At 69.8% G+C, this 25,980-nt stretch carries 22 protein-coding genes and 1 other RNA gene; 11 read left to right on the forward strand and 12 right to left on the reverse strand.

Annotation, left to right across the window (positions count from 1 at the left end):
- Nucleotides 1-17 precede the first annotated feature (17 nt).
- The 5 genes from ACQY9S_RS02410 (at nt 18) to ACQY9S_RS02430 (ending at nt 8,542) form a co-directional block, all read left to right on the forward strand.
- On the forward strand, nt 18-2,669 hold the full coding sequence (locus tag ACQY9S_RS02410; RefSeq protein WP_428422981.1) for a circularly permuted type 2 ATP-grasp protein: 2,652 nt from the start codon (nt 18-20) through the stop codon (nt 2,667-2,669).
- Complete coding sequence (locus tag ACQY9S_RS02415; RefSeq protein ID WP_428422982.1) at nt 2,647-3,606, forward strand: transglutaminase family protein; 960 nt, start codon at nt 2,647-2,649, stop codon at nt 3,604-3,606. Before ACQY9S_RS02410 ends, ACQY9S_RS02415 begins: the two co-directional genes overlap by 23 nt.
- A gap of 73 nt (nt 3,607-3,679) precedes the next feature.
- Nucleotides 3,680-5,116 carry a circularly permuted type 2 ATP-grasp protein gene (locus tag ACQY9S_RS02420; protein ID WP_428422983.1) on the forward strand — a complete coding sequence of 479 codons (1,437 nt, stop codon included), beginning with the start codon at nt 3,680-3,682 and terminating at the stop codon, nt 5,114-5,116.
- Nucleotides 5,117-5,137: 21 nt separating this feature from the next.
- Nucleotides 5,138-6,094, forward strand: coding sequence for an alpha-E domain-containing protein (locus ACQY9S_RS02425; protein WP_428422984.1), 957 nt, complete (start codon nt 5,138-5,140; stop codon nt 6,092-6,094).
- Between the two features lie 411 nt (nt 6,095-6,505).
- Nucleotides 6,506-8,542 carry a diguanylate cyclase domain-containing protein gene (locus ACQY9S_RS02430; RefSeq protein ID WP_428422985.1) on the forward strand — a complete coding sequence of 679 codons (2,037 nt, stop codon included), beginning with the start codon at nt 6,506-6,508 and terminating at the stop codon, nt 8,540-8,542.
- A gap of 424 nt (nt 8,543-8,966) precedes the next feature.
- Here the strand turns inward: ACQY9S_RS02430 and ffs are convergent.
- Both ffs and ACQY9S_RS02440 read right to left on the reverse strand, forming a co-directional pair.
- Nucleotides 8,967-9,064: signal recognition particle sRNA small type (gene ffs, locus ACQY9S_RS02435), an RNA gene on the reverse strand.
- Nucleotides 9,065-9,119: 55 nt separating this feature from the next.
- The gene (locus ACQY9S_RS02440) at nt 9,120-10,235 is read right to left on the reverse strand and encodes an AIR synthase-related protein (protein ID WP_428422986.1); all 1,116 of its coding nucleotides are present in this window, start codon (nt 10,233-10,235) and stop codon (nt 9,120-9,122) included.
- 120 nt (nt 10,236-10,355) lie between these two features.
- Between ACQY9S_RS02440 and dnaX the strand changes: the two genes are divergently transcribed.
- The 3 genes from dnaX to recR all read left to right on the forward strand — a co-directional run bounded on the left by dnaX (nt 10,356) and on the right by recR (nt 13,276).
- Nucleotides 10,356-12,209, forward strand: coding sequence for a DNA polymerase III subunit gamma/tau (gene dnaX, locus ACQY9S_RS02445; protein ID WP_428422987.1), 1,854 nt, complete (start codon nt 10,356-10,358; stop codon nt 12,207-12,209).
- Between the two features lie 17 nt (nt 12,210-12,226).
- Complete coding sequence (locus ACQY9S_RS02450; RefSeq protein ID WP_428422988.1) at nt 12,227-12,553, forward strand: YbaB/EbfC family nucleoid-associated protein; 327 nt, start codon at nt 12,227-12,229, stop codon at nt 12,551-12,553.
- Nucleotides 12,554-12,685: 132 nt separating this feature from the next.
- On the forward strand, nt 12,686-13,276 hold the full coding sequence (gene recR, locus ACQY9S_RS02455; protein ID WP_428422989.1) for a recombination mediator RecR: 591 nt from the start codon (nt 12,686-12,688) through the stop codon (nt 13,274-13,276).
- Between the two features lie 15 nt (nt 13,277-13,291).
- On the opposite strand, the gene ACQY9S_RS02460 is transcribed toward recR, so the two are convergent.
- On the reverse strand, nt 13,292-14,944 hold the full coding sequence (locus tag ACQY9S_RS02460; protein WP_428422990.1) for a transglycosylase SLT domain-containing protein: 1,653 nt from the start codon (nt 14,942-14,944) through the stop codon (nt 13,292-13,294).
- Nucleotides 14,941-15,720, reverse strand: a complete 780-nt coding sequence (gene gloB, locus ACQY9S_RS02465) for a hydroxyacylglutathione hydrolase (RefSeq protein WP_428422991.1) — start codon at nt 15,718-15,720, stop codon at nt 14,941-14,943. Before gloB ends, ACQY9S_RS02460 begins: the two co-directional genes overlap by 4 nt.
- Between gloB and ACQY9S_RS02470 the strand changes: the two genes are divergently transcribed.
- Complete coding sequence (locus ACQY9S_RS02470; RefSeq protein WP_428422992.1) at nt 15,719-16,543, forward strand: class I SAM-dependent methyltransferase; 825 nt, start codon at nt 15,719-15,721, stop codon at nt 16,541-16,543. The genes gloB and ACQY9S_RS02470 overlap by 2 nt on opposite strands.
- Before the next feature lie 74 nt (nt 16,544-16,617).
- Nucleotides 16,618-17,073, forward strand: coding sequence for a ribonuclease H family protein (locus ACQY9S_RS02475; protein ID WP_428422993.1), 456 nt, complete (start codon nt 16,618-16,620; stop codon nt 17,071-17,073).
- Nucleotides 17,074-17,076: 3 nt separating this feature from the next.
- On the opposite strand, the gene chrA is transcribed toward ACQY9S_RS02475, so the two are convergent.
- The 8 genes from chrA to ACQY9S_RS02515 form a co-directional block, all read right to left on the reverse strand.
- Entirely contained in the window at nt 17,077-18,414 is a 1,338-nt protein-coding gene (gene chrA / locus ACQY9S_RS02480; protein ID WP_428422994.1) for a chromate efflux transporter, read from the reverse strand.
- 66 nt (nt 18,415-18,480) lie between these two features.
- Nucleotides 18,481-18,906, reverse strand: a complete 426-nt coding sequence (locus tag ACQY9S_RS02485; protein WP_428425559.1) for a c-type cytochrome — start codon at nt 18,904-18,906, stop codon at nt 18,481-18,483.
- A 379-nt stretch (nt 18,907-19,285) separates the two neighbouring features.
- Entirely contained in the window at nt 19,286-20,725 is a 1,440-nt protein-coding gene (locus tag ACQY9S_RS02490; RefSeq protein ID WP_428422995.1) for a dihydrolipoyl dehydrogenase, read from the reverse strand.
- 47 nt (nt 20,726-20,772) lie between these two features.
- The gene (gene moeA, locus ACQY9S_RS02495; protein ID WP_428422996.1) at nt 20,773-22,074 is read right to left on the reverse strand and encodes a molybdopterin molybdotransferase MoeA; all 1,302 of its coding nucleotides are present in this window, start codon (nt 22,072-22,074) and stop codon (nt 20,773-20,775) included.
- A gap of 11 nt (nt 22,075-22,085) precedes the next feature.
- Nucleotides 22,086-22,664, reverse strand: coding sequence for a GNAT family N-acetyltransferase (locus ACQY9S_RS02500; protein ID WP_428422997.1), 579 nt, complete (start codon nt 22,662-22,664; stop codon nt 22,086-22,088).
- Nucleotides 22,657-23,274, reverse strand: coding sequence for a molybdenum cofactor guanylyltransferase MobA (mobA, locus tag ACQY9S_RS02505; protein WP_428422998.1), 618 nt, complete (start codon nt 23,272-23,274; stop codon nt 22,657-22,659). Before mobA ends, ACQY9S_RS02500 begins: the two co-directional genes overlap by 8 nt.
- Before the next feature lie 7 nt (nt 23,275-23,281).
- Nucleotides 23,282-24,409: a GTP 3',8-cyclase MoaA gene (gene moaA / locus ACQY9S_RS02510; RefSeq protein WP_428422999.1), complete on the reverse strand. Its 1,128-nt coding sequence runs from the start codon at nt 24,407-24,409 to the stop codon at nt 23,282-23,284.
- Nucleotides 24,410-24,452: 43 nt separating this feature from the next.
- Nucleotides 24,453-25,160 (reverse strand): C40 family peptidase, encoded by a 708-nt coding sequence (locus ACQY9S_RS02515; RefSeq protein WP_428423000.1) that lies wholly within the window; start codon nt 25,158-25,160, stop codon nt 24,453-24,455.
- A gap of 156 nt (nt 25,161-25,316) precedes the next feature.
- Here ACQY9S_RS02515 and ACQY9S_RS02520 point away from each other — a divergent pair, with 156 nt between their 5' ends.
- Nucleotides 25,317-25,979: a TetR family transcriptional regulator C-terminal domain-containing protein gene (locus tag ACQY9S_RS02520; protein ID WP_428423001.1), complete on the forward strand. Its 663-nt coding sequence runs from the start codon at nt 25,317-25,319 to the stop codon at nt 25,977-25,979.
- The last annotated feature ends 1 nt before the right edge of the window (nt 25,980 follow it).

Here is a 25,980-nt window from a genome sequence, read left to right on the forward strand (position 1 = left end):
TCTCAACCACCGCCGCCGTGCTGCAGTCCTCGCTTGAATTCGACGCCTCCGGCTGGCATTCCGACGCGGTGGTGCATGGGGTCCTGCATGCGGCGCGGCGCGCCGATCCGGGTCACTACGACGAGTTGCTGCAGGACACCGGGCAGGCACTGCGCGAGCGCTGGCAGCGCTTCTTCGGGTTGCTGGGGTTCGACAGCCTGAGCGGACTGGACCGCCGCGCCGCGCAGATCGCGCAGCAGATCCATCGCAACGGCGTGACCTACAACGTCTACCAGCCGGCCGGCGTGAGCAGCACGACCGGCGAGAGCGGCAAGCGACCGTGGTCGCTGGGCGTGCTGCCGTTGCTGATCGAGCCGGCCGACTGGCAGGTGATCGAAACCGGCATCGCCCAGCGCGCGCGCCTGCTCGAGGCGATGCTGGCCGATTGCTACGGGCCGCAGCGCCTGCTGCACGAGGGCCTGCTGCCGCCCGCGCTGGTGCTCGGCCACCCGAGCTACCTGCGTGCGCTGCATGGCGTGGAGCCGGCCGGAGGCGTGCGGCTGCACGTGCTGGCCTTCGACATCGCGCGTGGCGCCGGTGGCGAGTGGTCGGTGGTGTCGCAGCGCAGCCAGGCGCCCTCGGGACTCGGCTATGTGCTGGAGAACCGGCTGATCGTCTCGCGCCAGTTTCCCGAGGCCTTCCGCGAGCTGCGCGTCGAGCACGTCGCATCGAGCTACCGCAGCCTGCTCGACTCGCTGCTCGGCCCCGCGTCTGTGATCGCCGCGGCCGATGGCTGCGCAACACCCCGCCTGGCGCTGCTCACCCCCGGACCGTACAACGAGACCTACTTCGAGCAGGCCTACCTCGCCCGCTACCTGGGCCTGCCGCTGGTCGAGGGCGGGGACCTGACGGTGCGCGACGATCGCCTCTACCTCAAGACCGTGCAGGGCCTGGAGCCGGTGCACGGCCTGCTGCGGCGGCTCGACGACATCTGGTGCGACCCGCTGGAGCTGCGCGCCGATTCGGCGCTCGGTGTGCCCGGCCTGCTGCAGGTGCTGCGGGCCGGCCGGCTGGTGATGGCCAATGCGCTGGGCGCGGGCTTCCTGGAGTCGCCCGGCGTGCTGGGTTTCATGCCGGCGATCGCGCGCCAGCTCCTCGGCGAGCCCTTGTCGCTGCCGGCGCTGCCGAGCTGGTGGTGCGGCGAGGAAGCGGCTTGGCAGGCCACGCGCGACGAACTGCCCGAGCGCGTGATCCGGCCCACCTACCAGGGCGTGCGCGGCCGCAGCTTCGAGCCGCAGATCATGGCGACGCTGGCGCCGGCCGCCCGCGACGAATGGCGCGAGCGCATCGAGGACGAGCCCGACGAATTCACGCTGCAACGCTACCAGCCGTTCTCGCAGACGCCGTGGTGGGAGTCCGGCGCCTTCCTGCCGCGCACCGCGATGCTGCGCGTCTATGCGATCGCCGACGGCCGCGGCGGCTACCGCGTGCTGCCCGGCGGCATGACGCGCATCGCTGCACGCGACCCGCACGTGGTGTCGATGCAGCACGGTGGCGCGAGCCTCGACACCTGGGTGCTGCGCGAAGGGGCGGTGGACACCTATTCCATGCTGCCGCAGCGGCTGCGGCCCGAGGAAATCGCGGTGCACCAGCGGCCCGTGTCGAGCCGCACCGCCGAGAACCTGTTCTGGATGGGTCGCTACACCGAACGCACCGAACAGCTGGTGCGCCTGGCGCTGGCCACCGCGGCGCTGGTCGACGACGACGACGACACGCCGTCGGCGGTGCTGGATGCCGTGTCCGAGCTCGTGCAGCGCAGCGGGCTCGCGCCTGCAGGCGTGCCCTCGTTGACGAAGTCGCCGCGCGTGTTCGAGCGCTCCGTCGTCGCGGCGCTGACCGATGCCGGCGACCACCAGAGCATCGCCTACAACCTGGCCGCACTCGACCGCGTGGCCGGGGCCTTGCGCGAACGCTTGTCGCCCGAGCACGGGCGGCTGGTGCGCGCAATGGTCGAAGACTTCCATGCGCGGGTGGAGATTGTCGCGTCCGGGGCCGAGGACGATGCGCCTGCCGGGACCGCACCGGGTCTGGCCAGCGACGCGCTGCGTGGCGCGCTCGAACACCTGGCCAGCCAGCTCGCCGCGGTGACCGGGGCCCAAAGCGACCGCATGACACGCGACGACGGCTGGCGGCTGCTCACCGTGGGGCGGCAGGCCGAGCGGCTCATCGCGATGAGCGGTACGCTGCGCTGCTTCTTCGAGGAGGGGGCGGTCCACAGCGCCCACGGCTTCGACCTGCTGCTCGACCTGTTCGACAGCAGCCTCACCTACCGCGCGCGCTACCCCGGCCGGCAGGAGGCGCTGGCGCTGCTCGACCTGCTGGTGATCGATCCGGCCAATCCGCGCGCATTGGGTTGCGTGCTGCGGCGCCTGCGCACCGAGCTGGCCAAGCTGCCGGGCAGTGCCGATTCGGTCGAGGGGATGCTGGCGCTGCTGCCGCCGGCCGGCGTCGGCACGACGCTGGTCCAGCTGTGCCGGCGGGCCGAGCCCGGCCAGGAGGCGGTGGTCGACGATGGCCTGGTGGTCGCCCTCGCCGATCGCCTGGCCGAGGCCGGCGCGCGCCTGTCCGATGACGTGGGGCGGCGCTACTTCGCGCTCGCCGGCTTGCATGAACAGCATCTCTCGGTCTGAGCCGCCCGGCCCGCCGCTGCGGGTGGCGCAGCCCCCTTCGGGACCGGTCGAACTCGAAGTCGTGCACGTGACCGAGTACCGCTATGGCAGCCCGGTCGAGCTGGCACAGCACATCGCCATTCTGAAGCCGCGCGACGAGGGGGCACAGCAGCTGCTGGACTTCGAGATGGAGATCGAACCGCTGCCGGCGCACCAGCACGACGATTGCGATGTCTACGGCAACAGCCGCCGCGTGTTCACGCTGACCGCGCCGCACCAGGTGCTGCGGGTGAGAGCCACCAGCCGCGTGCGTGCAAATCCCGCCGAACGCTCCGGCGCGGCGGCCCTGCCGTGGGAGGCTTGCCGCGAGCGTTGGCGCTACGTGTCGGGCCGGCCGCTCGACCCTGCGGCCGAGTTCACCTTCCCGTCGACGCTGGTGCCATCGCACGCGGCGCTGCGCGCCTGGGCCCGGCCGTCGTTCGGGCCGGGCCGGCGCCTCGACGAGGCGGCCACCGAGCTGATGCACCGCCTGCATGCCGATTTCGCCTATGCGCCGCACAGCACCGAGGTCGGCACGCCGCTGCTCGAGGCTTTCGAGCAGCGGCGCGGCGTGTGCCAGGACTTCGCCCACGTGATGATCGGCAGCCTGCGCGTGCTCGGCCTGGCGGCGCGCTACGTCAGCGGCTACCTGCTGACCGAGCCCGCCCCGGGCCAGCCCAGGTTCGAAGGAGCCGATGCGTCGCATGCCTGGGTTGCCGTGGCGATGCCGCGCGAGGACGGCTCGGTCGACTGGCTCGAACTCGACCCGACCAACGATTGCGAGGCCGGCCCGACCCATGTGCGCCTCGCGCTGGGGCGTGACTACGCCGACGTCACGCCGCTGTGCGGCGTGATCCGCGGCGGCGGCCGCCACCGCCTGGACGTGCGTGTCGGTACGCGTGTGGTGCCCGCAGCATGAGCCGGCCGCGACCGGCGAAAACAGGCTGCTTGGCACAATCTCTGCTAGCTTCAGCCTCAGCGTAGGAGACACGATGACGAAGTTCTACGACGAGATGCATGCCAGCGGCGACAAGGTGCGCGAGCACTATGCTGGCTACGACCGCTGGCTCGCCCAGCAACCGCACGAGGCCATGAAGGATCACCGCGACGAGGCGGAGATGATCTTTCGCCGTGTCGGCATCACCTTCGCGGTCTACGGCGCGAAGGACGAGGACGGCTCCGGCACCGAGCGGCTGATTCCCTTCGACCTGATCCCGCGCATCATCCCCGCGCAGGAATGGCGCGAGATGGAGAAGGGCCTGAAGCAGCGCGTCAACGCGCTCAACCGCTTCATCCACGACGTCTACCACGACCAGGAGATCATCAAGGCCGGCATCGTGCCGGGCGAGCAGGTCTTCAAGAACGCGCAGTTCCGCCCCGAGATGATGGGCGTGGACGTGCCGGGCAATGTCTATTCACAGATCTCCGGCATCGACATCGTGCGGGCCGCCAACCCCGACGGCTCGGGCAGCTACTACGTGCTCGAGGACAACCTGCGCGTGCCCAGCGGCGTGAGCTACATGCTCGAGAACCGCAAGATGATGATGCGGCTGTTCCCCGAGCTGTTCAGCAGCCACCGTGTCGCGCCGGTCGCGCACTACCCGGACCTGCTGCTCGACACCTTGCGTGCCGTCGCGCCGCCCGGCGCGGCCGAACCGACCGTGGTGGTCATGACGCCGGGCATGTACAACTCGGCCTACTTCGAGCACGCCTTCCTCGCGCAGCAGATGGGCGTCGAGCTGGTCGAAGGGCAGGACCTGTTCGTCAAGGACAACTACCTGTACATGCGCACGACCCAGGGGCCGCGCCGCGTCGACGTGATCTACCGTCGCATCGACGACGACTTCCTGGACCCGAAAGCTTTCCGCGCCGATTCGACGATCGGCTGCGCCGGCCTGCTGTCGGTCTACCGTGCCGGCAACGTGAACCTGTGCAACGCCATCGGCACCGGCGTGGCCGACGACAAGTCGATCTACCCCTACGTGCCGAAGATGATCGAGTTCTACCTCGGCCAGAAGCCGATCCTGAACAACGTGCCGACCTACCAGTGCCGCGAGAGCGATGACCTGCAGTACGTGCTGGCGCACCTGGGCGAGCTGGTCGTGAAGGAAGTGCACGGCGCCGGCGGCTACGGCATGCTGGTCGGCCCGGCGGCGAGCAAGGCGGAGATCGAGGAGTTCCGCCTGCAGCTTGTTGCGAACCCGAACAACTACATCGCCCAGCCCACGCTCGCGCTGTCGACCTGCCCGACCTTCGTCGAGAGCGGCGTCGCGCCGCGCCACATCGACCTGCGGCCCTTCGTGCTGTCGGGCAAGACGGTGCAGATGGTGCCGGGCGGCCTGACGCGGGTGGCGTTGAAGGAAGGTTCCCTGGTCGTCAACTCGTCGCAGGGCGGCGGGACCAAGGACACCTGGATGCTCGAAGCGTGAACCGGGCCTGAGGAGACCGCCGTGTTGTCAAGAACCGCCGACCACTTGTTCTGGATGGCCCGTTACACCGAGCGCGCGGAGAACACCGCCCGCATGCTCGACGTGAACTACCAGACCTCGCTGCTGCCGCAGTCCAGCGAGGCCACCGAGCAGGGCTGGCGCGGCCTGCTCAGCATCAGCGAGCTGACGCATGACTACCACCGCCTGCACGACAGCGTGAACCCGCGCGAGGTCATGGAATTCATGGTGCGCGACGAGTCCAACCCGTCGAGCATCCACTCCTGCCTGCGCGCGGCGCGCGAGAACGCCCGCGCGGTGCGCGGCACGCTGACCACCGAGGTCTGGGAAACCGCCAACACCACCTGGCTGGAGTTCAAGCGGCTCATTGCCGAGGGCAGCTTCAAGCGCGACCCGGCCGACTTCTTCGAGTGGGTGAAGTTCCGCTCGCACCTGTCGCGCGGCGTGACGCTGGGCACGATGCTGCAGGACGAGAGCTTCCACTTCCTGCGCATCGGCACCTTCCTCGAGCGCGCCGACAACACCGCGCGGCTGCTCGACGTCAAGTTCCACGGTGCGCAGAGCGAATTCTTCGGCGTGCGCGAGCAGCGCGAGCCGGTCGAGGTCGACTTCTACTACTGGAGCGCGATCCTGCGCTCGGTGTCCGGCTTCGAGGTCTACCGCAAGGTCTACCGCAATGTGATCCGCCCCGAGAAGGTGGCCGAACTGATGATCCTGCGGCCCGACATGCCGCGCTCGCTGGCCGCCTGCATGAACGAGGTGGTCGGCAACCTGAAGATGGTGTCGAACGAGCAGAGCGGCGAGACGCTGCGCCGCGCCGGGCGGCTGCGCGCCGACCTGAGCTTCGGCCGCATCGACGAGATCCTGGCGACCGGGCTGCACGCCTTCCTGACGCAGTTCCTCGACCGTGTCGGCGACCTGGGCGTGGGCATCAGCCGCGACTTCCTGGTGCCGGTCTGAAGCGGACGCCGCCCGGTCGGGCTGCGTGGCGCGAGGGCAATATCGAGGGAAAAGGGGTGACGAGCCCGACTCTCGTGGAGTCGGACCCGAAACCTAGGATAGGTGCGGGTCCCAGCGGGGTCCCAAAGGCGTCAGGTACACAGTCCAGGTCCGCAGTGGAGGCACTCCGGCACGCCGTTTTGGGGCTGTCGCAGTGCTGTTGCGCTACCTCGTCCCGTTCGCGGTGGCGCACGCAGTGAGGTAGGCCCCGACGGGCGGCTGGCTGATCAAGTGGGGAGGATGAGCTGACCGAAGGTCCGGCATTTCGGGAGACAGCGGCGTGCCTAGGATGCGATACGATGAACTCCGCTCGACAGACACCCAAGAATAGATCGAGCGCCGAGAGACAAGTTGGGGCTGGAGGGGGCGCGTATGCAGGTTGGACCATCGAGCCGGTGGGCGGAAGCACTTGGCTCGCTCAAGATTCGACTAGCACTCGCGGGACTGCTGCTGATTAGTCTGAGCGTCGGGTTGACGGGGGTGTTTGTTCTGAACACCGTCGCTCAGCGCACCGAGCGAACGGTGATTGACTCCCAGCGTAGTGCAGCCGAGAAGCTGTCGGCCGTGTTGTCTGCTCGGGTCGAAGCCTTGCAGGGCGCGCTCCACAACGCGGCCCGCGTGTTTCCGGTGCGGGAGGTTGGCGATGCCGACGCGATGGTGCGCTACCTGTCACGCAATCCTGTCCTGCTGGGCCTGTTCTCCGGCTTTCACGTCGCCTCGGCAGACGGTCGATTGCTCGCCGTGGCCGATGGCCATCTGGTGAGGACCTCCGACGTCACGATCGCTGACCGGCCCTACTTTCGCAAGGTGCTTGCCGAGAAGCGGCCCAATGTGTCCGATGCCTTTATCAGCCGGGTGTCTGGCGAGCCGGTCTTGGTCTTGTCGATGCCGATTCTTACTGAGGGCGGCCAGGTCACTGCCGCGCTCGGTGGGGTGCTCCGCCTGACCTCGCGCGACGTGGTGGCCGATCTGACCGAGGCCGGGCTTGCCGCCGACGACCCGGCGATCACGATCGTCGTGGATGCCGAGGGCCGGATCGTCTCGCACCCGGATCGGCAGTGGATACTGCGCGACGCTGCCACAGAGCCGCATGTGGCGGGCGCCGTGGCCGCCTGGAGCGCGCAGGGCCGCCCGATTGAGCCTCAGGGCTCTGCGTCGATCGTCGATGGGCGGATGGTCGCGATGGCCGGCGTTCCGCAGGCAGGCTGGTTGGTGATGCGCTCTGCTTCCTCCGAAACGTTGTTCGGAGGAATTGCCGCGGCGCAGTGGCAAACAGCGTGGATCGCCGTGGCGGTAGCGCTCGTTGGAAGCGGAGTAATCTTGGTGTTGACCTTGATCCTGTTGCGCCCTCTGCGACGGCTTGAGGTGCGTGCAAAGCGACTGCTTGATGAGGACGTGGCAGACGAGGATGGATGGCCGCAAGCAAGTGGTGAGCTTGGGCGCTTATCCCGGATCTTCCAGCATGTCATGCGGCAGCGTGCCGCGAGCCAAGCCGCCAACGCCGAGTTGCTTGCCAAGATGCAGGCCGTACTCGGCAACGCTCCCGCCGGGATCGCATTCACCCGCCTAGGTCGCTTCGAACTACTGAGCGCTGAGTTCAACCGCTTGTTTGGTTATCGGGAGGGGGAGCTAACCGGCCAACCGACGCGGCTTATTTGCCTTTCGGACGAGCAACACGCTTTGCTTGGTCAGCGCGTCGCAGAGGCGTTCGCCTCTGGCCTGTCGTTCGATGAGGAGATTGAACTCGTGCGAAAGGACGGGAGCCGTTTTTGGGCCCGCCGGCACGGCTCACCTGTGAGGGCCGGCGACATATCTGCCGGAACAATCTGGGTCTGTACCGACATTACCGCGCAGCGGACACAACGTGAGCGATTGTCGTGGTCGGCCTCACACGATGTACTAACTGACCTCGTCAATCGGCGCGAGTTTGAGATGCGCCTGGAAGAACAGCTCCGTGAGCGTCGCAGTACAGAGACCGCCTGCGTGCTGTTCATCGACCTAGACCGCTTCAAAGCCGTAAACGACCGCGCCGGCCATGCCGCAGGAGACGAACTGCTGAGGCGCGTGGCTGCCCTCATGAGCGAGGGCATGCGTGCGCACGACACTGTCGCCCGTCTAGGAGGCGACGAGTTCGCGGTGTTGCTGCGTGGCTGTACCAAAGAAGGTGGGATGAACATCGCCCAGCGCATCCGCTCTCGGATCGCCGCATTCCGGCTCGAATGGGCCGGGGAGTGGTTCGAGATTGGAGCGAGTATCGGCCTCGTGCAAGTCGACGACCAACTCGCCGATGTTGCCGCAGTAATCGCAAGCGCTGACGCGGCTTGCTACGAGGCGAAGCGCCAAGGCCGGAACGCCGTCGGGAGCCGAACGGAGGGGCGTCTGAGCGTTGTTCGCAGTTCAGACACTTGAACGCCCCACGGCCCGTTTAGGGCCCTCGCACCGCCATAGGTCCGCGCCGCCTCGGTCCTCGGATCATCACTTGGCTGTGCGTCGCCGGAGGTCTGCTCTCATGCGCCGTCCTGCTCTAAGTCATGACGGCGATCAATCAATCGTTCTTCGGCATATGCACAGTGCTCGCCTGGGTGCTTGCGTTCCTGTCGGGCTACCTCGCGGCTGCGCCCTGTGCCTGTGCGTTCTGGTTCTTCCACTCCACCACGGTGCCGCACGGCAGAGCCGGCCCGCTTGGAAGCCCCCGGTGAATCGCTTCCCATGTGTTCGCTCGTGTTGCTCATGAGCGGACCATGAAAGTACACACCGTCCGTACGCAGTCGACGCCTTGGGAATCCGCATAGATGCTGGATTCCGCGCCGTTCCTGGGGATTCAAGGGAATAAGGTGACGAGCCCGACCCCGGCACTGGAGGCTAACGGTTAGGGCTGCTTCGTTCCCGACCTGACCCGGTTGGCCGCGCCCCCATGCGGGGAGGCCCGTCGACGCGGATTGTAGGTGACGGGTGCGCTGCCACCCTTTGCGGGGGTGTTCGAGCGTCAGCGCAGCTGCAGGTCGTCGTCGCCGAAGCGCACGCCGATCGGCTCGATCAGCAACTGCTTCGGGCCCGCCTCGACCGTGCCCGCCACCCAGGCGGCAACACCCTGCTCGCGTGCGACCTCGACGCTGCGCTGTGCATCGGCGGCCTTCACGAACAGCGCGAAGCCGGCGCCCATGTTCAGCGTGCTGTAGGCCTCGCGCGCGTCGTGGCCCGCGTGCTCGGCGATGAAGCGCAGCACCGGCGGCACCGGTGGTACGGTGCGGATGCGGTAGGTGTGCGTGGCCGGGTGGCGCAGCAGCTTGCGCCAGCCGTGGCCGGTGATGTTGGCGCTGTAGTGCGGCACGATATGGGCGTTCCACAGCGCCTCGGTCACCGGCGAGTACAGCGTGGTCGGCGCGAGCAGCGCCTCGCCGTAGTTCAGGCCCGGCGCCACCTCGGTGAGGTAGCCCTGCGGCAGCCGCTCGACCAGCTTGCGCGCCAGGCTCAGGCCGTTGGCGTGGATGCCGCTGGACGCGAGCAGCACGATGGCGTCGCCAGGAGCGAGCGCATCGCCGACCGAGAGCCGGGCCTTCGGATTGATCAGCCCGGTGCACGAGGCCGCGAGGTCGATGCGCCCGGCCTCGACGATGCCGGCCAGCGCCGGCGTCTCGCCACCGCCCCAGGCCACGCCGCAGCTGTCGCAGGCTTGCTTCCAGCCCGCGACCAGCGCCTGGGCGCGCTGCGCATCGGCGAACCATTCGCTGCCGCCGGCGGCCCAGTAGGCCTGCACCACCAGCGGCGTGGCGCCGACGGTGATCAGGTCGTTGATCGCCATCGCGATGGTGTCCTGGGCGATGGCTCCGTAATAGCTGTTGCCGGTCAGCGCCTTCATCTCGTCGGCCACCAAGGCCTTCGAGCCCAGGCATTCGACGATGCTGGCCAGGTAGAACGGTCCCACGTCGACCACATAGGCCGACTCGCCGCGCGACGCGGCCACCTCGCCGAAGCCGTGCGCGGCCAGGTTCTTCGCGGTGTCCTTGGCGGCGCGCTGCGCGGCGACCTTCAGCGGGTCGATCAGCTCGTAGTCGACGCCGGCCTGTTCGTAGCTCAGCGGGGTGGGAGTGGGCGTGGTCATGATCGGCAGGGCAGGGTGCCCGGTGGACTGGCGGCGCGGCGAGCAGGCCGCAGATTGCGGACGATTATCCGGCAGCCCCGCGGCCGGGGAGGCCACCCCCCGGCCGGTAAACTGCCGCACATGAGCACCCTGGTCCTGGCCCGCAAGTACCGCCCGCGCCACTTCGGCGAGATGGTCGGCCAGGAGCACGTGGTGCGGGCACTGGCCAACGCGCTCACGTCGCAGCGGCTGCACCACGCCTACCTGTTCACCGGCACGCGCGGCGTGGGCAAGACCACGGTGTCGCGCATTCTCGCGAAGAGCCTGAACTGCACCGGGCCCGACGGCCAGGGCGGCATCACCGCCCAGCCCTGCGGCGTGTGCCCGGCCTGCCGCGACATCGACGCGGGCCGCTTCATCGACTACACCGAGCTCGATGCGGCCTCGAACCGTGGCGTCGACGAGATCTCGCAGCTGCTCGAACAGTCGGCCTACAAGCCGGTGGTCGGACGCTTCAAGGTCTTCATGATCGACGAAGTGCACATGCTCTCCAGCACCGCATTCAACGCGATGCTGAAGACGCTGGAAGAGCCCCCCGAGTACCTCAAGTTCGTGCTGGCGACCACCGACCCGCAGAAGGTGCCGGTCACGGTGCTGTCGCGCTGCCTGCAGTTCAACCTGCGGCCGATGGCGCCCGAGACGGTGCTGGCCCATCTGCAGCAGGTGCTGGCCGCCGAGGGCATTGCAGCCGAGCCCGGTGCGCTGCGGCTGATTGCACGCGGCGCCCACGGTTCGATGCGCGACGCGCTGTCGCTCACCGACCAGGCCATCGCCTTCGGGGCGGGTGCGCTCGACGAGGCCGGTGTGCGCCAGATGCTGGGCGCCGCGGGCCGCAGCCATGTCTACGCGCTGATCGACGCCTTGGCGGCCGGCGACGGCGCCGGCGTGGTGGCGACGGCCGACGCCTTGCGGGCCGAGGGCCAGTCGGCCGAGGGAGTGCTCGAGGAGATGGCGGTGGTGCTGCAGCAGCTCGCGCTGCTGCAGGTGCTGCCCGACGCGCTGGACGCCGGGGACCCCGATACTGCGGCGCTGGCACAGCGTGCCGGCCTGCTGCCACCCGACGAGACGCAGTTGCTGTACAGCATTGCATTGCACGGCCGCGCGGAGCTGGCGCTGGCCCCCGACGAGTACAGCGGTCTGGTGATGGTGCTGCTGCGCATGCTGGCCTTCCGGCTGCCCGGGACGCCGCGTTCCGAGGGCCGGGCCCAACCGAGCGCGGCGACCGCGCCGCGGACGGCCGTCGCGGCTGCCCGCAGCCCGGCGACGGCGGTGCCGCTGGCGCGTGCACCGGCCACGGCCAGCCTGGCCGTGGCGCCGGTGAAAGGGGATCACGCGGTACGGGCGCTCGTGCCCGCCTCGCTGCCGGCGCGGCCGCCGCCCGACGAGCCGCAAGCCAGCGTGCCGCCGTGGGACGACGACATCCCGCCGGCCGAAGAACAAGCGCTGGAGGTCGCCGAGCCGCGCCCGGTGGCACCGGTCGTGGCGAACGTGGCCGGGGCCGCAGCGACTCATGCCGCTGCATCCGCCGGAATCCCGCGGGGTCCGCTGGGCGACCGCTGGGCCGTGCTGGTGCACCAGCTGACCAACGCGAATGCGATCGCCGCGCTGGTGCGGGAGCTGGCGCTGCAGGCCGAATGCGTGGCGATCGAGCCGGGTGAGACGCGGCTGCGCTTGCGGGTCGAACGCGAGAGCCTGCGCAACCCGGCGCACGCCGAGCGCCTGCAGGCCGCGCTGGCCGCGGCACTGGGCCACCCCGTGACGCTCGACATCGAAGCCGGCGCGGTGAACGATACGCCGGCGCGCCGCGACGCGGCCGCGCGCGAGCGGCGCCAGCGCGAAGCCGAGGTGCTGATCCACAACGACCCGCTGGTGCTGCAGCTCACCGCGCAGTTCAAGACGGCGCGCATCGTGCCGGGCTCGATCAAACCCATCTGAATCCATCGGAGAACGACATGCTCAAAGGACAACTGGCCGGCCTGATGAAGCAGGCGCAGGCGATGCAGGACAACCTGAAGAAGGCCCAGGACGAACTGGGGCTGCTCGAGGTCGAGGGTCAGTCGGGCGCCGGGCTCGTGAAGGTCGTGATGACCTGCAAGCACGACGTCAAACGCCTCACCATCGACCCCAGCCTGCTGGCCGACGACAAGGACATGCTCGAAGACCTGGTGGCCGCGGCTTTCAACGACGCGGTGCGCCGGGCGGCGGCGGTCAGCGAGGAGAAGATGGGGAAGTTGACGGCGGGCATGCCCCTCCCTCCCGGCATGAAATTCCCCTTCTGAGCGTGGCTGCTGCGCACCCCGGGGGCGTCGTTGCAGCGTGCGCGGAATCCTCACGTACAGGAAGTACGTTCCGGTTCCTGTGCGCGCTGCGCCTAGCCCGCGGGCCGCTCGCTACGCCCGAACCACTGCCGCATGGCCACAGCTTCAGCGCTTGAATCACTGACCGACGCGCTGCGCCGGCTGCCCGGTGTCGGCGTGAAGTCGGCGCAGCGCATGGCCTACCACCTGCTGCAGCACGACCGCGAGGGCGCGCAGCGGCTGGCGCGGGCGCTGGAGCAGGCGGTGGCGACGGTGCGCCACTGCGAGCGCTGCAACACCTTCACCGAGGCCGAGGTGTGCAGCACCTGCCTCGACCCGGCGCGCGAGCGGCGCCAGCTGTGCGTGGTCGAGACGCCGGCCGACCAGGCGGCGGTCGAGCGCAGCGGCAGCTACCACGGGCTGTACTTCGTGCTGATGGGGCGCCTGAGCCCGCTCGACGGGATCGGCGTGCACGACATCGGGCTCGAGAAGCTGCTCGCGCGGGCGACCGACAGCGAGGTGCAGGAACTGATCGTCGCCACCAACTTCACCGCCGAAGGCGAGGCCACGGCCCACGTGATCGCGCAGGCGCTCAAGGGCCGCAGCCTCGGCGTCACGCGCCTGGCGCGCGGCGTGCCGGCCGGCAGCGAGCTGGAGTATGTGGACCTGGGCACGATCGCGCATGCGCTCAGCGACCGGCGCTAGCCCGGTGTGCCGATCTCAGCGGCTGTTGGCAGCGACGCGGCTTTTGGTCTGCGCGAGGGGCCGCGCGGCGACGGCCTTGGCGGCCGGTTTGCGGCCGCCGGCCGTCGACTTCGCGGTGCGCGTGCCGCGGCTGGCGGCCTTCGCGGTGGCCGTGCCCGTTCGCGCCGTCGCCCTCGACGGCAGGTAGAGCACCACGATCTGGCCGGGCTTGAACGTCGCACCGGCCGCCACCTTGTTCCAGCTCGCCACGCTGGCGGCGCTGAGCCGGTAACGGCTCGCGATCGAGGCCACGCTGTCGTTCTTGCGGGCCTTGGTGGTGGAACGGCGCAAGGGCGGCGCGTCCGGCGCAAGCGACATGGTGGCGTTCTCGGCCACCCGTTCCGAAACATCCTGGTGGCGGTGCTCGTGGCGCGGCACCATCAGCGTCGAGCCGGCGCGCACCAGCATGCGGGGCGGGATGCGGTTCACCTCGCGCAGCTCGGCCTCGCTCATGCCCACTTGTCTGGCGGCATCGGCCGGCTTCATCGTCTTCGGGACGACCCACGCGGTCCAGCTGGCCAGCGGTCCCTCGTGGCCGGGCAGCACGCGCACGAACTGGTTCGCGTTGTCGTAGGGCAGCAGCACCTGCGGCGTGCCGGCGGCCAGGATCACCGGTTTGTTCAGCGACGGGTTGAGTGCGTGGAACTCGTCCAGCGGCAGACCCGCCAGACGAGCCACGAGGGCCGCGTCGATGTCGCGCTGGATCGGCACGCTCAGGAAGTAGGGGTGGTTGTCGATCTCGGGCAGTGTCAGGCCGAAGGCCTGCGGCTGCGCGATGATGTTCTTCACCGCCTGCAGCTTGGGGACGTAGTAGCGGGTCTCGTCCGGCATCTTCAGGCTGAGGTAGTCGGTCGGCAGTCCGAGCTTCTGGTTGCGCGCGATCGCACGGCCCACGCTGCCCTCGCCCCAGTTGTAGGCGGCCAGCGCGAGGTGCCAGTCGCCGAACATGCCATAGAGCTTTTGCAGGTAGTCCAGCGCGGCGCGCGTGGAGGCCAGCACGTCGCGCCGATCGTCGCGGAAGACGTTCTGCGCGAGGTCGAAATGCTTGCCCGTCGACGGGATGAACTGCCACATGCCCGAGGCCTTGGCGGTCGACATGGCCTGCGGATTGAACGCGCTCTCGATGAAGGGCAGCAGCGCCAGCTCGGTGGGCATGCCGCGCCGCTCGATCTCTTCGACGACGTGGTAGAGGTAGCGGCTCGAGCGCTCGGTCATGCGCTGCACGTAGTCGGGCCGGCTGGCGTACCACTGCTCGCGGTCGCGGACCAGGTCGTTGTCGATGTCGGGCATCGCGAAGCCACGCCTGACACGGGCCCACAGGTCGCGCTGTGCGGCATCTGCCGCCAGGTCCACCGGTTCCTCGGGGCGCACCGGATCGGTTGGCTGGCCTGCTGCCGCGGCGGCTTCGTTCGGCGCGCTGCGGCCTTCGGTGGCGGGGCCGGATGCCGCCGCCGCGGGGAGCCGGGCCGCGGCGGCGGTGTCCGGCGGCGTGGTCTGGGCGCTGCGGTCCGGCAGTGCCGGTGCCGGTGTCGAGGGCGGGGGGGCGGTGGCGCAGGCTGCGAGCGCGAGCGTCAGGGCCAGGACGGGCAGCGTGGCATGGCGCTTCAGCAGGGGCAGCAGGGATGTCATCGGAACTCGTTCTTCCACTGGCGCAACGCGGCGAGCACGCTCACCGCGTCGTCGCCCGAGGCGCCATGGGCGCGGGCGCTGGTTCGGACCTGCGGCGCCGTGACGCGCAGAAAGGGATTGACCTGCCGCTCGCGTGACACCGTGCTTGGCAAGGTGGGCAGATCTCGCTGCCGCAGCGATTCGCACTGCGCGATGTAGTGGACCACCTGCGCGTTGTCGGGTTCCACCGCCCGTGCGAACTTCAGGTTGCCGAGTGTGTATTCGTGGGCACAACACACGCGCGTGTCGCCCGGCAGCGCGGCCAGGCGCGACAGCGAGGCGTGCATCTGTGCCGGCGTGCCCTCGAACAGCCGGCCGCAGCCGCCGCTGAACAGGGTGTCACCGCAGAACAGGATCGGTGCCTCGCCCGCCGGCTGGCCGAAGTAGGCGATGTGGCCGGAGGTGTGGCCGGGCACGTCGATCACCTCGAAGCGCGTGCCGAACAAATCGATCGCGTCGCCATCGCGCAGCGGCGTGAACGGCGGCGGGATGCGCTCGCGCGCCGGGCCGTACACGGGCCCCTGGCCATCCGGCAGGCGTGCGCGCAGCCCGTCGACGCCCCCGACGTGATCGTCGTGGTGGTGGGTCACTACAATCGCAGCGAGCTTCAGTGAACACTCGTCGAGCGCGTGCATCACCGGCGCGGCTTCCCCCGGATCGACGACGATGGCGGACAGGCCATCGTGGAGTATCCAGATGTAGTTGTCCGTGAAGGCGGGAACAGCGATCAGGTTCATGGTGCAAGAAGCGTCGAGTATAGATTTGCCCCTGTGGTTGCGGACGCCGCCGGGGAGATACGTGCTGTCGTGGGAGCAGGCGCGCATCGACGCGCACGTGGCCGATGTGTTCGGCTTCCACGCGCTGCAACTCGGCCTGCCGGAGATCGACGCGCTGCACGCGAACCGCATGCCGCACCGCTGGCTCGCGCTGTCGGCCCGCGAAGCGTCGCAAGCCGAACCCGAGGCCGCTTGCGGGACGGGGCCGCGCGCGGTGGCACTGTCGTGCGACTTCGACGCGCTGCCGTTCGCGAGCCAGAGTCTCGATCTCGTGGTGCTGCCGCACACGCTGGAGCTGGCGCGCGACCCGCACCACACGCTGCGCGAGGTCGAGCGGGTGCTGGTGCCCGAAGGCCAGGTCGTGATCACCGGCCTCAACCCGGCGAGCCTGTGGGGGCTGCGCCAGGCCGCCGGTCGCGCAGCGCAGCGCCTGGACGCACGGGCCGACGACCAGCGACTGTTCTTGCCGCGCGCCGGCGAGTTCATCGCGCACCGGCGGCTGCGCGACTGGCTGCGCCTGCTCAGCTTCGAGGTCGAGAGCGGCGGCTTCGGCTGCTACCGGCCGGCCTTGCGGTCCCAGGCCTGGCTCGACCGCTATGCCTGGATGGAGCGTGCGGGTCAGCGATGGTGGCCGGTGTTCGGCGCGGTCTATCTGCTCAAGGCCGTGAAGCGCGTGCGCGGCATGCGCCTCATCGGCCCGGCGTGGAAGACAGTGCCGAAGCCGCGGGCCGCTCCTGCGGTCGTGAGTCACAAGCATCGGCAGATCGGCAAGGACGCGCCCTGACAGCTCAGAGCGTCGGCTCGGGCGATGGCCTGGCACGACGGATTCTTCCTCCAGAACGAAAAGAGATTCGAGTCATGAAGTGGGTTGCCTACACAGACGGGGCCTGTGCGCCTTCCAACCCGGGCCCGTCGGCATGGGGTGCCGTCCTCATCGCGCCGGACGGCAAGACCGAGACCGATCACTATGGGTTCATCGGCCAGGGCACCAACCAGATCGCCGAGCTGACGGCGGCGATCGAGGGCCTGACGCGGGTGCCGGCGGGGGCGGCGGTCGAGCTGGTGTCCGACAGCCAGTACGTGCTCAAGGGCCTGAGCGAGTGGCGTGCCGGTTGGGAGCGCAAGGGCTACCGCAACTCGAAGGGTGAAACGGTTGCCAACCTGGCCTTGTGGAAGAAGCTGTTCGCGCTGGCGGACGCCCGCAAGGTGTCGACCCGCTGGGTGCGCGGGCACAACGGCGACGTCTACAACGAGCGCGCCGACGCGCTGGCGAACAAGGCCCTGGCGTTGAAGTCGGGCAGCACGGTGGCGTAGCCTTCAAAGAAGCCGCCAGGCCAGTCCCAGCAGGCCGGCCGCGAGCACGACCGGGATCACACCGATCTTGAAGCGGAACAGCGCGACGGCCGCCGCCGCGCCGATCACTGCCGAGGGCCATTCGAAGCGTCCGGCCGGTCCTTCGGGCCACAGCACGTGGTAGGCGAAGAACACCGCCAGGTTGACGATCACGCCGACGACAGCGGCCGTGATGCCGGTCAGCGGCGCGGTGAACGCGAGCTTGCCGTGCGTGGTCTCGATGAACGGCCCGCCCAGCAGGATGAAGAGGAAGGACGGCAGGAAGGTGAAGAAGGTGACCACCATGGCCGCCGTCGCACCGGCCGCGAACAAGGCGTGCGGGCCGAAGATGGCGTGGGTCCACGCGCCGACGAAGCCGACGAAGGACACCACCATGATCAGCGGCCCCGGCGTGGTTTCGCCGAGCGCCAGGCCGTCGATCATCTGCGTGGCCGTCAGCCACTGGTAGTGCTCGACGGCGCCCTGGTAGACATAAGGCAGCACGGCATAGGCGCCGCCGAAGGTCAGCAGTGCCGCCTTCGTGAAGAACCAGCCCATCTGCGTCAGCACCGCTGTCCAGCCGAAGGCCAGCGTCAGCCCGCCGAGCGCGGCGATCCACAGTGTCGTGAACACCGCCAGCACGCGGATCGCATGGGGCCACGAGAACCGGGCGTGATCGGGCGTCGGCGTGCCGTCGTCGATCAGCGCCGGCCCCAGGCGCCGGGCCCCGTTGCCGTGGCTGCCGCCGACCGCGAACTTGTCGGGGACATACCGGCCCCCGAGGTGGCCGACGAAGCCGGCCACCAGGACGATGAGCGGAAACGGCGCGTGCAAGGCGAAGATCGCGACGAAGGCGGCGATCGCGATGCCCCAGAGCCAGGCGTTCTTCAGCGCCCGCGAGCCGATGCGCCAGGCGGCGAACACCACGATCGCCGTGACGGCCGGTTTGATGCCGTACAACACGCCTGCCACCGCCGGCACGCTGCCGAAGCTCAGGTAGACCCACGACAGCGCGATCAGGATGAACAGCGAGGGCAGGACGAACAGGCCGCCCGCGACGATGCCGCCCCAGGTGCGGTGCATCAGCCAGCCAATATAGGTCGCCAGCTGCTGGGCCTCGGGACCCGGCAGGACCATGCAGTAGTTCAGCGCATGCAGGAAGCGCTGCTCCGAGATCCAGCGGCGCCGCTCGACCAGCTCCTGGTGCATGATCGTGATCTGTCCCGCCGGGCCACCGAAGCTGATGAATCCGAGCTTGAGCCAGAACGCGAAGGCTTCGCGGAGGCCGACGTTGGCGGGTCGTTCGGTGTTGCTGGGGCTCATCGGTGGTGCGTGTCCTCACGGCCTCGCGCCGTCGCACCGACGAGTATCTCAGCGTCCCGCGACGCCTCAGGGCATCGCCTCGACATGGGCTTTGGTGATCGCGCCGTCCGAGCGGCCCTTCAGGTACGCGTAGAGCTGATCCAGGTTGGGCGCCACGTTGGGGTTCTGGCCGAAGCTCGGCATGCCCTTCTCGAGGCGGCCGTTCGTCACGGTGGTGACGAACTCGCTCTTGCTCAGGGTCTTGAGGCTGTTGAGCAGCGACGGTCCGACCAGGCCTTCCTGGTTCGGGCCGTGGCAGCGGTCGCAGGCCGCAGCGCGCCAGGTGCGAAAGCCTTTCAGCGTCTCTGCATCGACCTTGTAGCCATCGACCACCTTGTACGGCGCCGCGCCGCCGGTCGCAGGGGCCGCAGCCGTCTTGGCTTCGGCGGCGGGAGCGGCCGGTGTGGCGGGCTTGGCGGCGGCGGGAGGCGTGGCCGCCGGCGTGTCCTTCAGGTCGCGCAGGCAGACGATCTTTGCCCCCGCCTGCAGTGACTCGCAATACTGCCGGTCGGCTTCCACGTCGGCGCGCGAGCCACCCGCCGCCAGCACCATCGCCAACGCACCGAAAGGCGCGACACGATGTCTCCACAACGGCTTTGTTCCACTGATGCGCATTCCTTGACTCCTGGTTGGGTTCGATGGGGCACTCGCGTCGAGCGGCTCGACGCGCCGGGTTCGTGCGAACCGCAGTGCGTCCGCGAAGGCACCGTAGTCGGTCAAGGCCGGCGATATGTGCAGGCCGCTTCTCACATCAGGCAGATGTCAGCTCCCGCTCGCGATGCGGGACCGCCGTCGCGGCGCGCGATCACGCGATGGCGTGAGCAGGAAGCCATCATTCGCCCGGCGAGCAGCCTTCGCACGGCGGCTCGGCGGTGTCGAGTGCCTTGCGCAACTGCCGCAGCGCCGTGCGCAGGCCTTCTTCGATCACCGGGTGATAGAAGGGTTGTGCCAAGGCATCGTCGACCGTCTCGTTGCGGCCGATGCTCCAGGCCAGCAGGTGGCCCAGGTGTTCGGCCGCCGGCCCCAGCATCTCGGCGCCGAGCAGGCGGCGCGTGCCGCGCTCGCCGTAGACATGCAGTGCGCCGACGTTGCGGCCGATCACGCGGCTGCGGCCCTGGTTCTCGAAGCTCACGCGGCCGGTCGCGAAGCGGATGCCGGCGGTGCCGAGTTCGCGGTGGCTGCGGCCGGCCATCGCGATCTGGGGTTCGCAGAACACCACCGCGAGCGGCGTGCGGCGTCGCTCGGCCCGCACATCCGGGTAGCGGCCGGCGTTGTGGCCGGCGATCAGCCCCTCGTCGGCGGCCTCGTGCAGCAGCGGCCGGTCGTCGCCGGCGTCGCCGGCGATGAAGACATGCGAGTGGCCGCTGCGCATCGTCCCGGCGTCGTGCAGCGGCACGCCGTCGTCGTCGAGCGCCAGGCCGGCGTGTTCGAGCCCCAGCCGGTCGGTGTTGGGGCGCCGGCCGGTGGCGGCGAGCAGGAAGTCGAAACGCTCGCGGTGTTCGCCGGACGGCGCGTGCCAGTGAACGGCGACCTCGTCACCGAGGCGCTCGATGCTGTGCACCGCGGCCTCGCGCTGCAGCGGCAGGCTCGCGTCGAACGTGCTGGCGGCCAGCGCCACCAGCGCCGGGTCGCTCAAGGGGCCGACCCGGGGGCCGCGGCCGAGCAGGCGCACCCGCACGCCGAGCCGGTGCAGCGCCTGCGCCAGTTCGAGGCCGATCGCGCCGGTGCCGATCACGGCCACCGAGCGCGGCAGGTCCTGCCAGTCGAACACGTCGTCGTTGACGATCAGGCGGTCGCCGAGCGCGCTGCGCCAGTCGGCCGGCACGTCGGGGCGCGAGCCGGTGGCCAGCACGACGCGATCGGCACGCACGTCCACGGCGCCGCCGGGTCCGTCGACCTGCAGCCGGTGCGGGTCGACGAAACGGGCCGTGCCTTGCAGGCGGTGCGCGGCATCGATGCGCTCGATGTCGTCGAGCACGAAGCCGACGAAGCGGTCGCGCTCGGCGCGTACGCGCGCCATCACGCGCACGCCATCGACGCGCACGCCCTGCACGTCGATGCCGAAGCGCGCGGCATCGTGAACCGCGTGCGCAGCCTCCGCGGCGGCGATCAACAGCTTGCTCGGCATGCAGCCGACGCGGGCGCAGGTGGTGCCATAGGGACCGGGGTCGATCATCAGCACCCGCCCGGTGTGCTCGCGCGCCGCGCGGTAGGCGCTCAACCCGGCCGAGCCGGCGCCGAGGATCGCCACGTCGACTTCGTGCGTTCGCATGATGGCTCCTCGCGGATCGTTCCGGACGGGGCAGGCGTCCGGAGGGTTCAGACCAGGCCGTCGAACGGCAGGATGTCCACGTAGTCACCACGCTCGACCGAGCCCTGCTCGTGGTGCAGCACCACCAGGCCGTTGGCCACGCTCATGCTGCGCAGGATGCCCGAGCCCTGCGCGCCGGTGAGCTGCACGTCCCAGTCGCCGTCGGCGGCGCGCGTGACGATGCCGCGCTGGTATTCGGTGCGGCCGGGCTTCTTGCGGATCGCCTCGGTGGTGCGTGCGCGCAGCAGCGGCAAAGTCTGCAGACCCTGCGACGAGGCGCCGGCCATCACCAGCAGCGCGTCGCGCACGAAGGCGTAGAAGGTCACCATCACCGCGACCGGGTTGCCGGGCAGGCCGAACAGCACCGCGGTCCGGCCGTTCGAGGCGATGCGGCCGAAGGCCATCGGCCGCCCGGGCCGCATTGCGATACGCCAGAACGCCACCTCGCCGAGCCGGCCCATCACCTGCCTGGTGTGGTCGGCCTCGCCGACGCTGACGCCGCCCGAGGTGATGACCGCGTCGGCGTTCTCGCAGGCGCTGCGGAAGACTGTTTCGAGCGCGGCCGGATCGTCGCGCACCACGCCCAGGTCGAGCAGCTCGACGCCCAGGCGTGTGAGCATGCCGTGGATCGTGTAGCGGTTGCTGTCGTAGACGCAGCCGGCGGCCAGCGGCTCGCCGATCGAGCGCAGTTCGTCGCCGGTCGAGAAGAAGGCCACGCGCAGGCGGCGCCGCACCGGCACTTCGGCCTGGCCGAGCGAGGCGAGCAGGCCGATGTCGGCGGGGCGCAGCACGCGGCCGGCATGGAGCGCCGCTTCGCCACGCGCCAGGTCCTCGCCTTTGAGCCGGCGGTTGTCGCCGGCGCTCACCACGCCCGGCGGCACGACGACCGTGCCGTCCCGAGCGGTCGTGAACTCCTGTGGTACCACGGTGTCGAGGCCGGCCGGCATCACCGCACCGGTCATGATGCGCACGCATTCGCCCGCGGCCACGGGGCCGTCGAAGGCCTGGCCGGCATAGCCCGTGCCGGCCACGCGCAGCGTCGTCGGCGCGTCGCCGCGCAGGTCGGCGCTGCGCAGGGCATAGCCGTCCATCGCCGAGTTGTCGTGCGACGGCACGTCGAAGGGCGAGACCACGTCGTGCGCCAGCGCCCGGCCGAGGGCGCAGCGCAGCGCAAGCCGCTCCACCGCGCCGACCTGCGGCACGAAGCGTGCGATGAAGTCCTGCGCCTGCGTCACCGCCAGCGCGTTCGGGTCGTAGCCGGCGACGCAGGAGGCGATCTGTTCGATCGTGGGGAGGGCAGGGGTTTGCATCGTCGTGGCCATCACAGCGTCAGCAGCATCTGCGCGCGGTCGAAATAGTGCTCGCCGCGCGCATCGACGAGGCGCACCACGCGCGGCAGCAGGCCGCAGCGGCGGAAGCCCGCGCGCTCGTAGAGCCGCAGCACACCGTCGCTCGACGCGGTGACGCTGAGCACGATCAGTTGCAGGCCGGTCGCCTTGCGTGCGGCACCAACGCAGGCGTGCACCAGCGCACTGCCCGTGCCATGGCCGGTGTGGGCGGGCAGGACCATCAGGCCGATCAGCCGGCTGATGTGGCGGGTCTTGTTGCGCGTGTCGCGCTCGAGCCCGACCGAACCGACCAGATGCTCGCGTCCGTTCTCCTTCACGAAGGCGCCGAGCAGGAAGCTGCCGCCCAGCGGCTCGTTCAGCCCGAGGCGGCCGAGGTAGCTTTCAGGCGTGCGCAGGCGCTGGCTTTCGTGGTCGGAGGTGAAGGCCTCGGGGTACAGGCGCAGCGCCTCGTCGCGCAGGGTCTTGTAGGCCTGCAGGTCCGCCGGGCCGAGACGGCGGATCACGGCCGGCTGCTGCAGGTTCGCGAGCCGGGTCAGGGTCGACTCAGACACGGCGCGCCTCGAGTTCGCGCAACTCGGCCAGCGTGTTGGCATTGGCGAAGGCGGCCGGGTCGTCGAAGTCGACCATCGCACAGCGCTGCCGGGCGGTCCACACGTCGATCTTGCGGCCGCCGCCGTGGACGAACGCCAGCAGGCTCTGCATCAACGTGGCACGCATCAGGCAGAACACGGGCTGCGGCTGCGGTCCGGGGCGTCCTGGCGCGCCTTCGTCGGGGCTGCGCGCCATCGCGAGCTCGGCGTCCTCGGCCTCCAGCGCGTGCGCGAGGCGCTCCACCAGGTCTTCGGGAAAGATCGGCGTGTCACAGGGCACGCTCACCAGGTAGGGCGTTTCGCAACGCTCCAGGCCCGCCAGGAAGCCGGCCAGCGGGCCGGCGTAGTCGCCGTCGGTGTCGGGCCACACCGGCACGCCGAAGCTCTCGTAGGCCGAGAGGTTGCGGTTGGCGTTGATCAGCACCCGGTCGACCTGCGGCGCGAGGCGCATCAGGATGTGCAGTGCCAGCGGCATGCCCCGGTAGGGCTGCAGCCCCTTGTCGACGCCGCCCATGCGGCTGCCGCGGCCGCCGGCCAGGATCAAACCCGTGATCTGGCTCTTGTCGATCATGGCCTGTTCAACCGCCGATGTAGCTCATCTCGACCCGGGGTTGTGACGCTGCCGCGCCAGAGTCGCTGCCGCGCAGTTCGGAGTAGCGGTCGTCGCGCTGCTCCCAGATGGCGGCCAGGGCTGCAGCAATCTGCCGGTCGTCGTAGCCGGCCGGGTCGCGCAGCAGGGCGCGCAGGTCGTGGCCGCGCTGTGCGAACAGGCAGAGGTAGAGCTTGCCCTCGGTCGACAGCCGGGCGCGATTGCAGTCGCCGCAGAAGGCGTGCGTGACGCTGGAGATCACGCCGATCTCGCCGCGGCCGTCGGCATAGCCCCAGCGCTCGGCGGTCTCGCCGGGGGCGCTGGGCTCCAGCGCGCACAGCGGGAAGACCTCGTGCAGGCGTTGCACCACCTGCGCCGACGGCAGCACCTCGTCCATGCGCCAGCCGTTCGTGATGCCGACGTCCATGTACTCGATGAAGCGCAGCACGACCCTGCCGCCGAAGTGGTCGCGGAAGAAGCGCGCCATCGGCACGATCTCCTGGTCGTTGCTGCCGCGCTTGACCACCATGTTGACCTTGATCGGCGCCAGCCCCGCGGCGATCGCGGCCTCGATGCCGGCCAGCACGTCGGCGACCGGAAAATCGACGTCGTTCATGCGGCGGAACACGGCGTCGTCGAGCGCGTCGAGGCTGACGGTCACGCGCCGCAGCCCGGCGTCCTTCAGCGCCACCGCCTTGCGCGCGAGCAGCGAGGCGTTGGTGGTCAGCGTGAGGTCGAGTGGCTCGCCATCGGGCGTGCGCAGTGCGGCCAGCTGCCCGACCAGGATTTCGAGGTTCTTGCGCAGCAGCGGCTCGCCGCCGGTCAGGCGGATCTTGTGCACGCCGTGCAGCGTGAACAGGTGGGCGAGCCGCGTGGTTTCCTCGAAGCTCAGCAGTTCGCTGTGGGGGAGGAAGCGGTGGTCCTTGTCGAACACTTCCTTGGGCATGCAGTAGCTGCAGCGGAAGTTGCAGCGGTCGGTGACCGAGATGCGCAGGTCGTGCAGCGGACGACCGCGACGGTCGCTCAGCAGACCGCTCGGCACCGGGGCGTGGACAGGCACCACCGGCCGGGCGGCGAGCTGCCGGTGGTCGATCAGGGGGATGCTGCGTTCGGCCATGCGGCATTGTGCCGCGGGAGGAAGGCGCGTTCGCGCAAACGGGTCAATGCCCGGTGGCCGTCAGCGAGGAGTTCAGCGCGGTCGCGCCGACGGCGATCGCGGGTTGCAGCGCCGGCACGGTTGCAGGCAGCGTCGGCGGCGTCGGGGCGGTGCCGATCGCATCGGCCGGTTGCGGTGCACGGCGCGCGCCGTTGTAGCGCTTGCTCCAGTAGGCCACGCGCATGTCCTCGACGCGCACCTTGCCGCCGGTGCGCGGTGCGTGGATGAACTTGCCATCGCCGACGTAGATGCCCACGTGCGAGAACGCCGTGCGCAGGGTGTTGAAGAACACCAAATCGCCGGGCTTGAGTTCGTCGCGATTCACATCGAGCAGTCCGGGCGCCTTCGCCTGCTCGTTCGAGCGGCGCGGCAGCACCAGCCCGACACTGGCTTCGAACACATGGCGTGTGAAGCCGCTGCAGTCGAAGCCCTGCTCGGCGGTCTCGCCGCCGCGGCGGTAGCGCACGCCCAGGAAATTCATGGCCGAGAGGACCAGGTCGGACGTCCAGTCGGAAGCCCGCGCGCGCACCTGTTGCGCGAGCGAGGTGTCGCCCGCCTGTGGGTCGATCAGGCCGCGCTCGGTGAGGAAGCGGGTGACGGCGTCCGCGGTCGGTTCGCCGCCCGGCTCGGCGTTCGCAACGCCGCCCGCCAGGCACAAGGCCAGCGAAACGACAGCTGGCAACAGCCGCAGTCTTCCGGGCGAACGGGTCATGGGCGCGAAGATAGCGGGCGCCGCTGCATTGCGTCAAGGCGGAAACTTCTTGTTTCACAAGCACTTAGCGCGCTTTTTCGGTCGATCGCTGGCCGAGGCGCGGTTCGGTTCGAGGGGGTACTTGAAAAATGTAGACGATCGGTCTAATCTCGTGCCATGCCCGTCGCCGCACCCGCCCCTGCCCGCTCATCCTCCGCGGCTGCTCGGCGCAGCCATGCCGAACGCGGCGAGGCCCGTGAAGACACGCGGACCCGGCTGGTGCGCGCCGGCATCGAGACGGTGCTCGAACGCGGCTGGGCGGCCAGTGGCGTGGACACGATCCTGCGCGCGGTCGGCGTCCCGAAAGGATCGTTCTATCACTACTTTCCCAGCAAGGACGACTTCGGCTACGCGGTGCTGGAGGGCTACCAGGCCTTCTTCCTGAAGCGACTCGGGCGCTGCTTCGGCGGGGACGTTCCGGGGCGCTGCCTGCGCGAGCAATTCGACGCCTTCCTGGCCGAATCGCTCGACGGCATGGCGCGCCACGGCTGGCGGCGCGGCTGCCTCGTCGGTGCGTTGGGCCAGGAACTGGGCGGACTGCACGAGGGCTTTCGCGGGCGCCTGCTGGCATCGCTCGACGCATGGGGCGAGGTGCTGGCTCGCGCGATCGCGGCGGCACAGGCGCGCGGCGAGGTGCGCCCCGGACTCGATCCCCGCCAGACCGCACGCGGCTTCTGGGCCGCGTGGGAGGGCGCTGTGCTGCGCGCCCGTCTTGCACGCGATGGTGGGCCGCTGGAGGCGGCTGTCGCCGATTTCCGGCGGCTCGTCGCGCCCGACTGAT

Source organism: Methylibium sp. (assembly GCF_965279545.1).
Taxonomy (GTDB): Bacteria; Pseudomonadota; Gammaproteobacteria; order Burkholderiales; family Burkholderiaceae_C; genus Methylibium.

Coding starts and splice junctions, on each gene's coding strand:
- ACQY9S_RS02515 (WP_428423000.1), bottom strand. CDS start 25,160: ATGACCCGTTCGCCCGGAAGACTGCGGCTGTTGCCAGCTGTCGTTTCG.
- ACQY9S_RS02490 (WP_428422995.1), bottom strand. CDS start 20,725: ATGCGAACGCACGAAGTCGACGTGGCGATCCTCGGCGCCGGCTCGGCC.
- ACQY9S_RS02520 (WP_428423001.1), top strand. CDS start 25,317: ATGCCCGTCGCCGCACCCGCCCCTGCCCGCTCATCCTCCGCGGCTGCT.
- dnaX (WP_428422987.1), top strand. CDS start 10,356: ATGAGCACCCTGGTCCTGGCCCGCAAGTACCGCCCGCGCCACTTCGGC.
- gloB (WP_428422991.1), bottom strand. CDS start 15,720: ATGAACCTGATCGCTGTTCCCGCCTTCACGGACAACTACATCTGGATA.
- ACQY9S_RS02420 (WP_428422983.1), top strand. CDS start 3,680: ATGACGAAGTTCTACGACGAGATGCATGCCAGCGGCGACAAGGTGCGC.
- chrA (WP_428422994.1), bottom strand. CDS start 18,414: ATGAGCCCCAGCAACACCGAACGACCCGCCAACGTCGGCCTCCGCGAA.
- recR (WP_428422989.1), top strand. CDS start 12,686: ATGGCCACAGCTTCAGCGCTTGAATCACTGACCGACGCGCTGCGCCGG.
- ACQY9S_RS02430 (WP_428422985.1), top strand. CDS start 6,506: ATGCAGGTTGGACCATCGAGCCGGTGGGCGGAAGCACTTGGCTCGCTC.
- ACQY9S_RS02440 (WP_428422986.1), bottom strand. CDS start 10,235: ATGACCACGCCCACTCCCACCCCGCTGAGCTACGAACAGGCCGGCGTC.
- ACQY9S_RS02415 (WP_428422982.1), top strand. CDS start 2,647: ATGAACAGCATCTCTCGGTCTGAGCCGCCCGGCCCGCCGCTGCGGGTG.
- mobA (WP_428422998.1), bottom strand. CDS start 23,274: ATGATCGACAAGAGCCAGATCACGGGTTTGATCCTGGCCGGCGGCCGC.
- ACQY9S_RS02460 (WP_428422990.1), bottom strand. CDS start 14,944: ATGACATCCCTGCTGCCCCTGCTGAAGCGCCATGCCACGCTGCCCGTC.
- moaA (WP_428422999.1), bottom strand. CDS start 24,409: ATGGCCGAACGCAGCATCCCCCTGATCGACCACCGGCAGCTCGCCGCC.
- moeA (WP_428422996.1), bottom strand. CDS start 22,074: ATGCAAACCCCTGCCCTCCCCACGATCGAACAGATCGCCTCCTGCGTC.
- ACQY9S_RS02450 (WP_428422988.1), top strand. CDS start 12,227: ATGCTCAAAGGACAACTGGCCGGCCTGATGAAGCAGGCGCAGGCGATG.
- ACQY9S_RS02475 (WP_428422993.1), top strand. CDS start 16,618: ATGAAGTGGGTTGCCTACACAGACGGGGCCTGTGCGCCTTCCAACCCG.
- ACQY9S_RS02470 (WP_428422992.1), top strand. CDS start 15,719: ATGGTGCAAGAAGCGTCGAGTATAGATTTGCCCCTGTGGTTGCGGACG.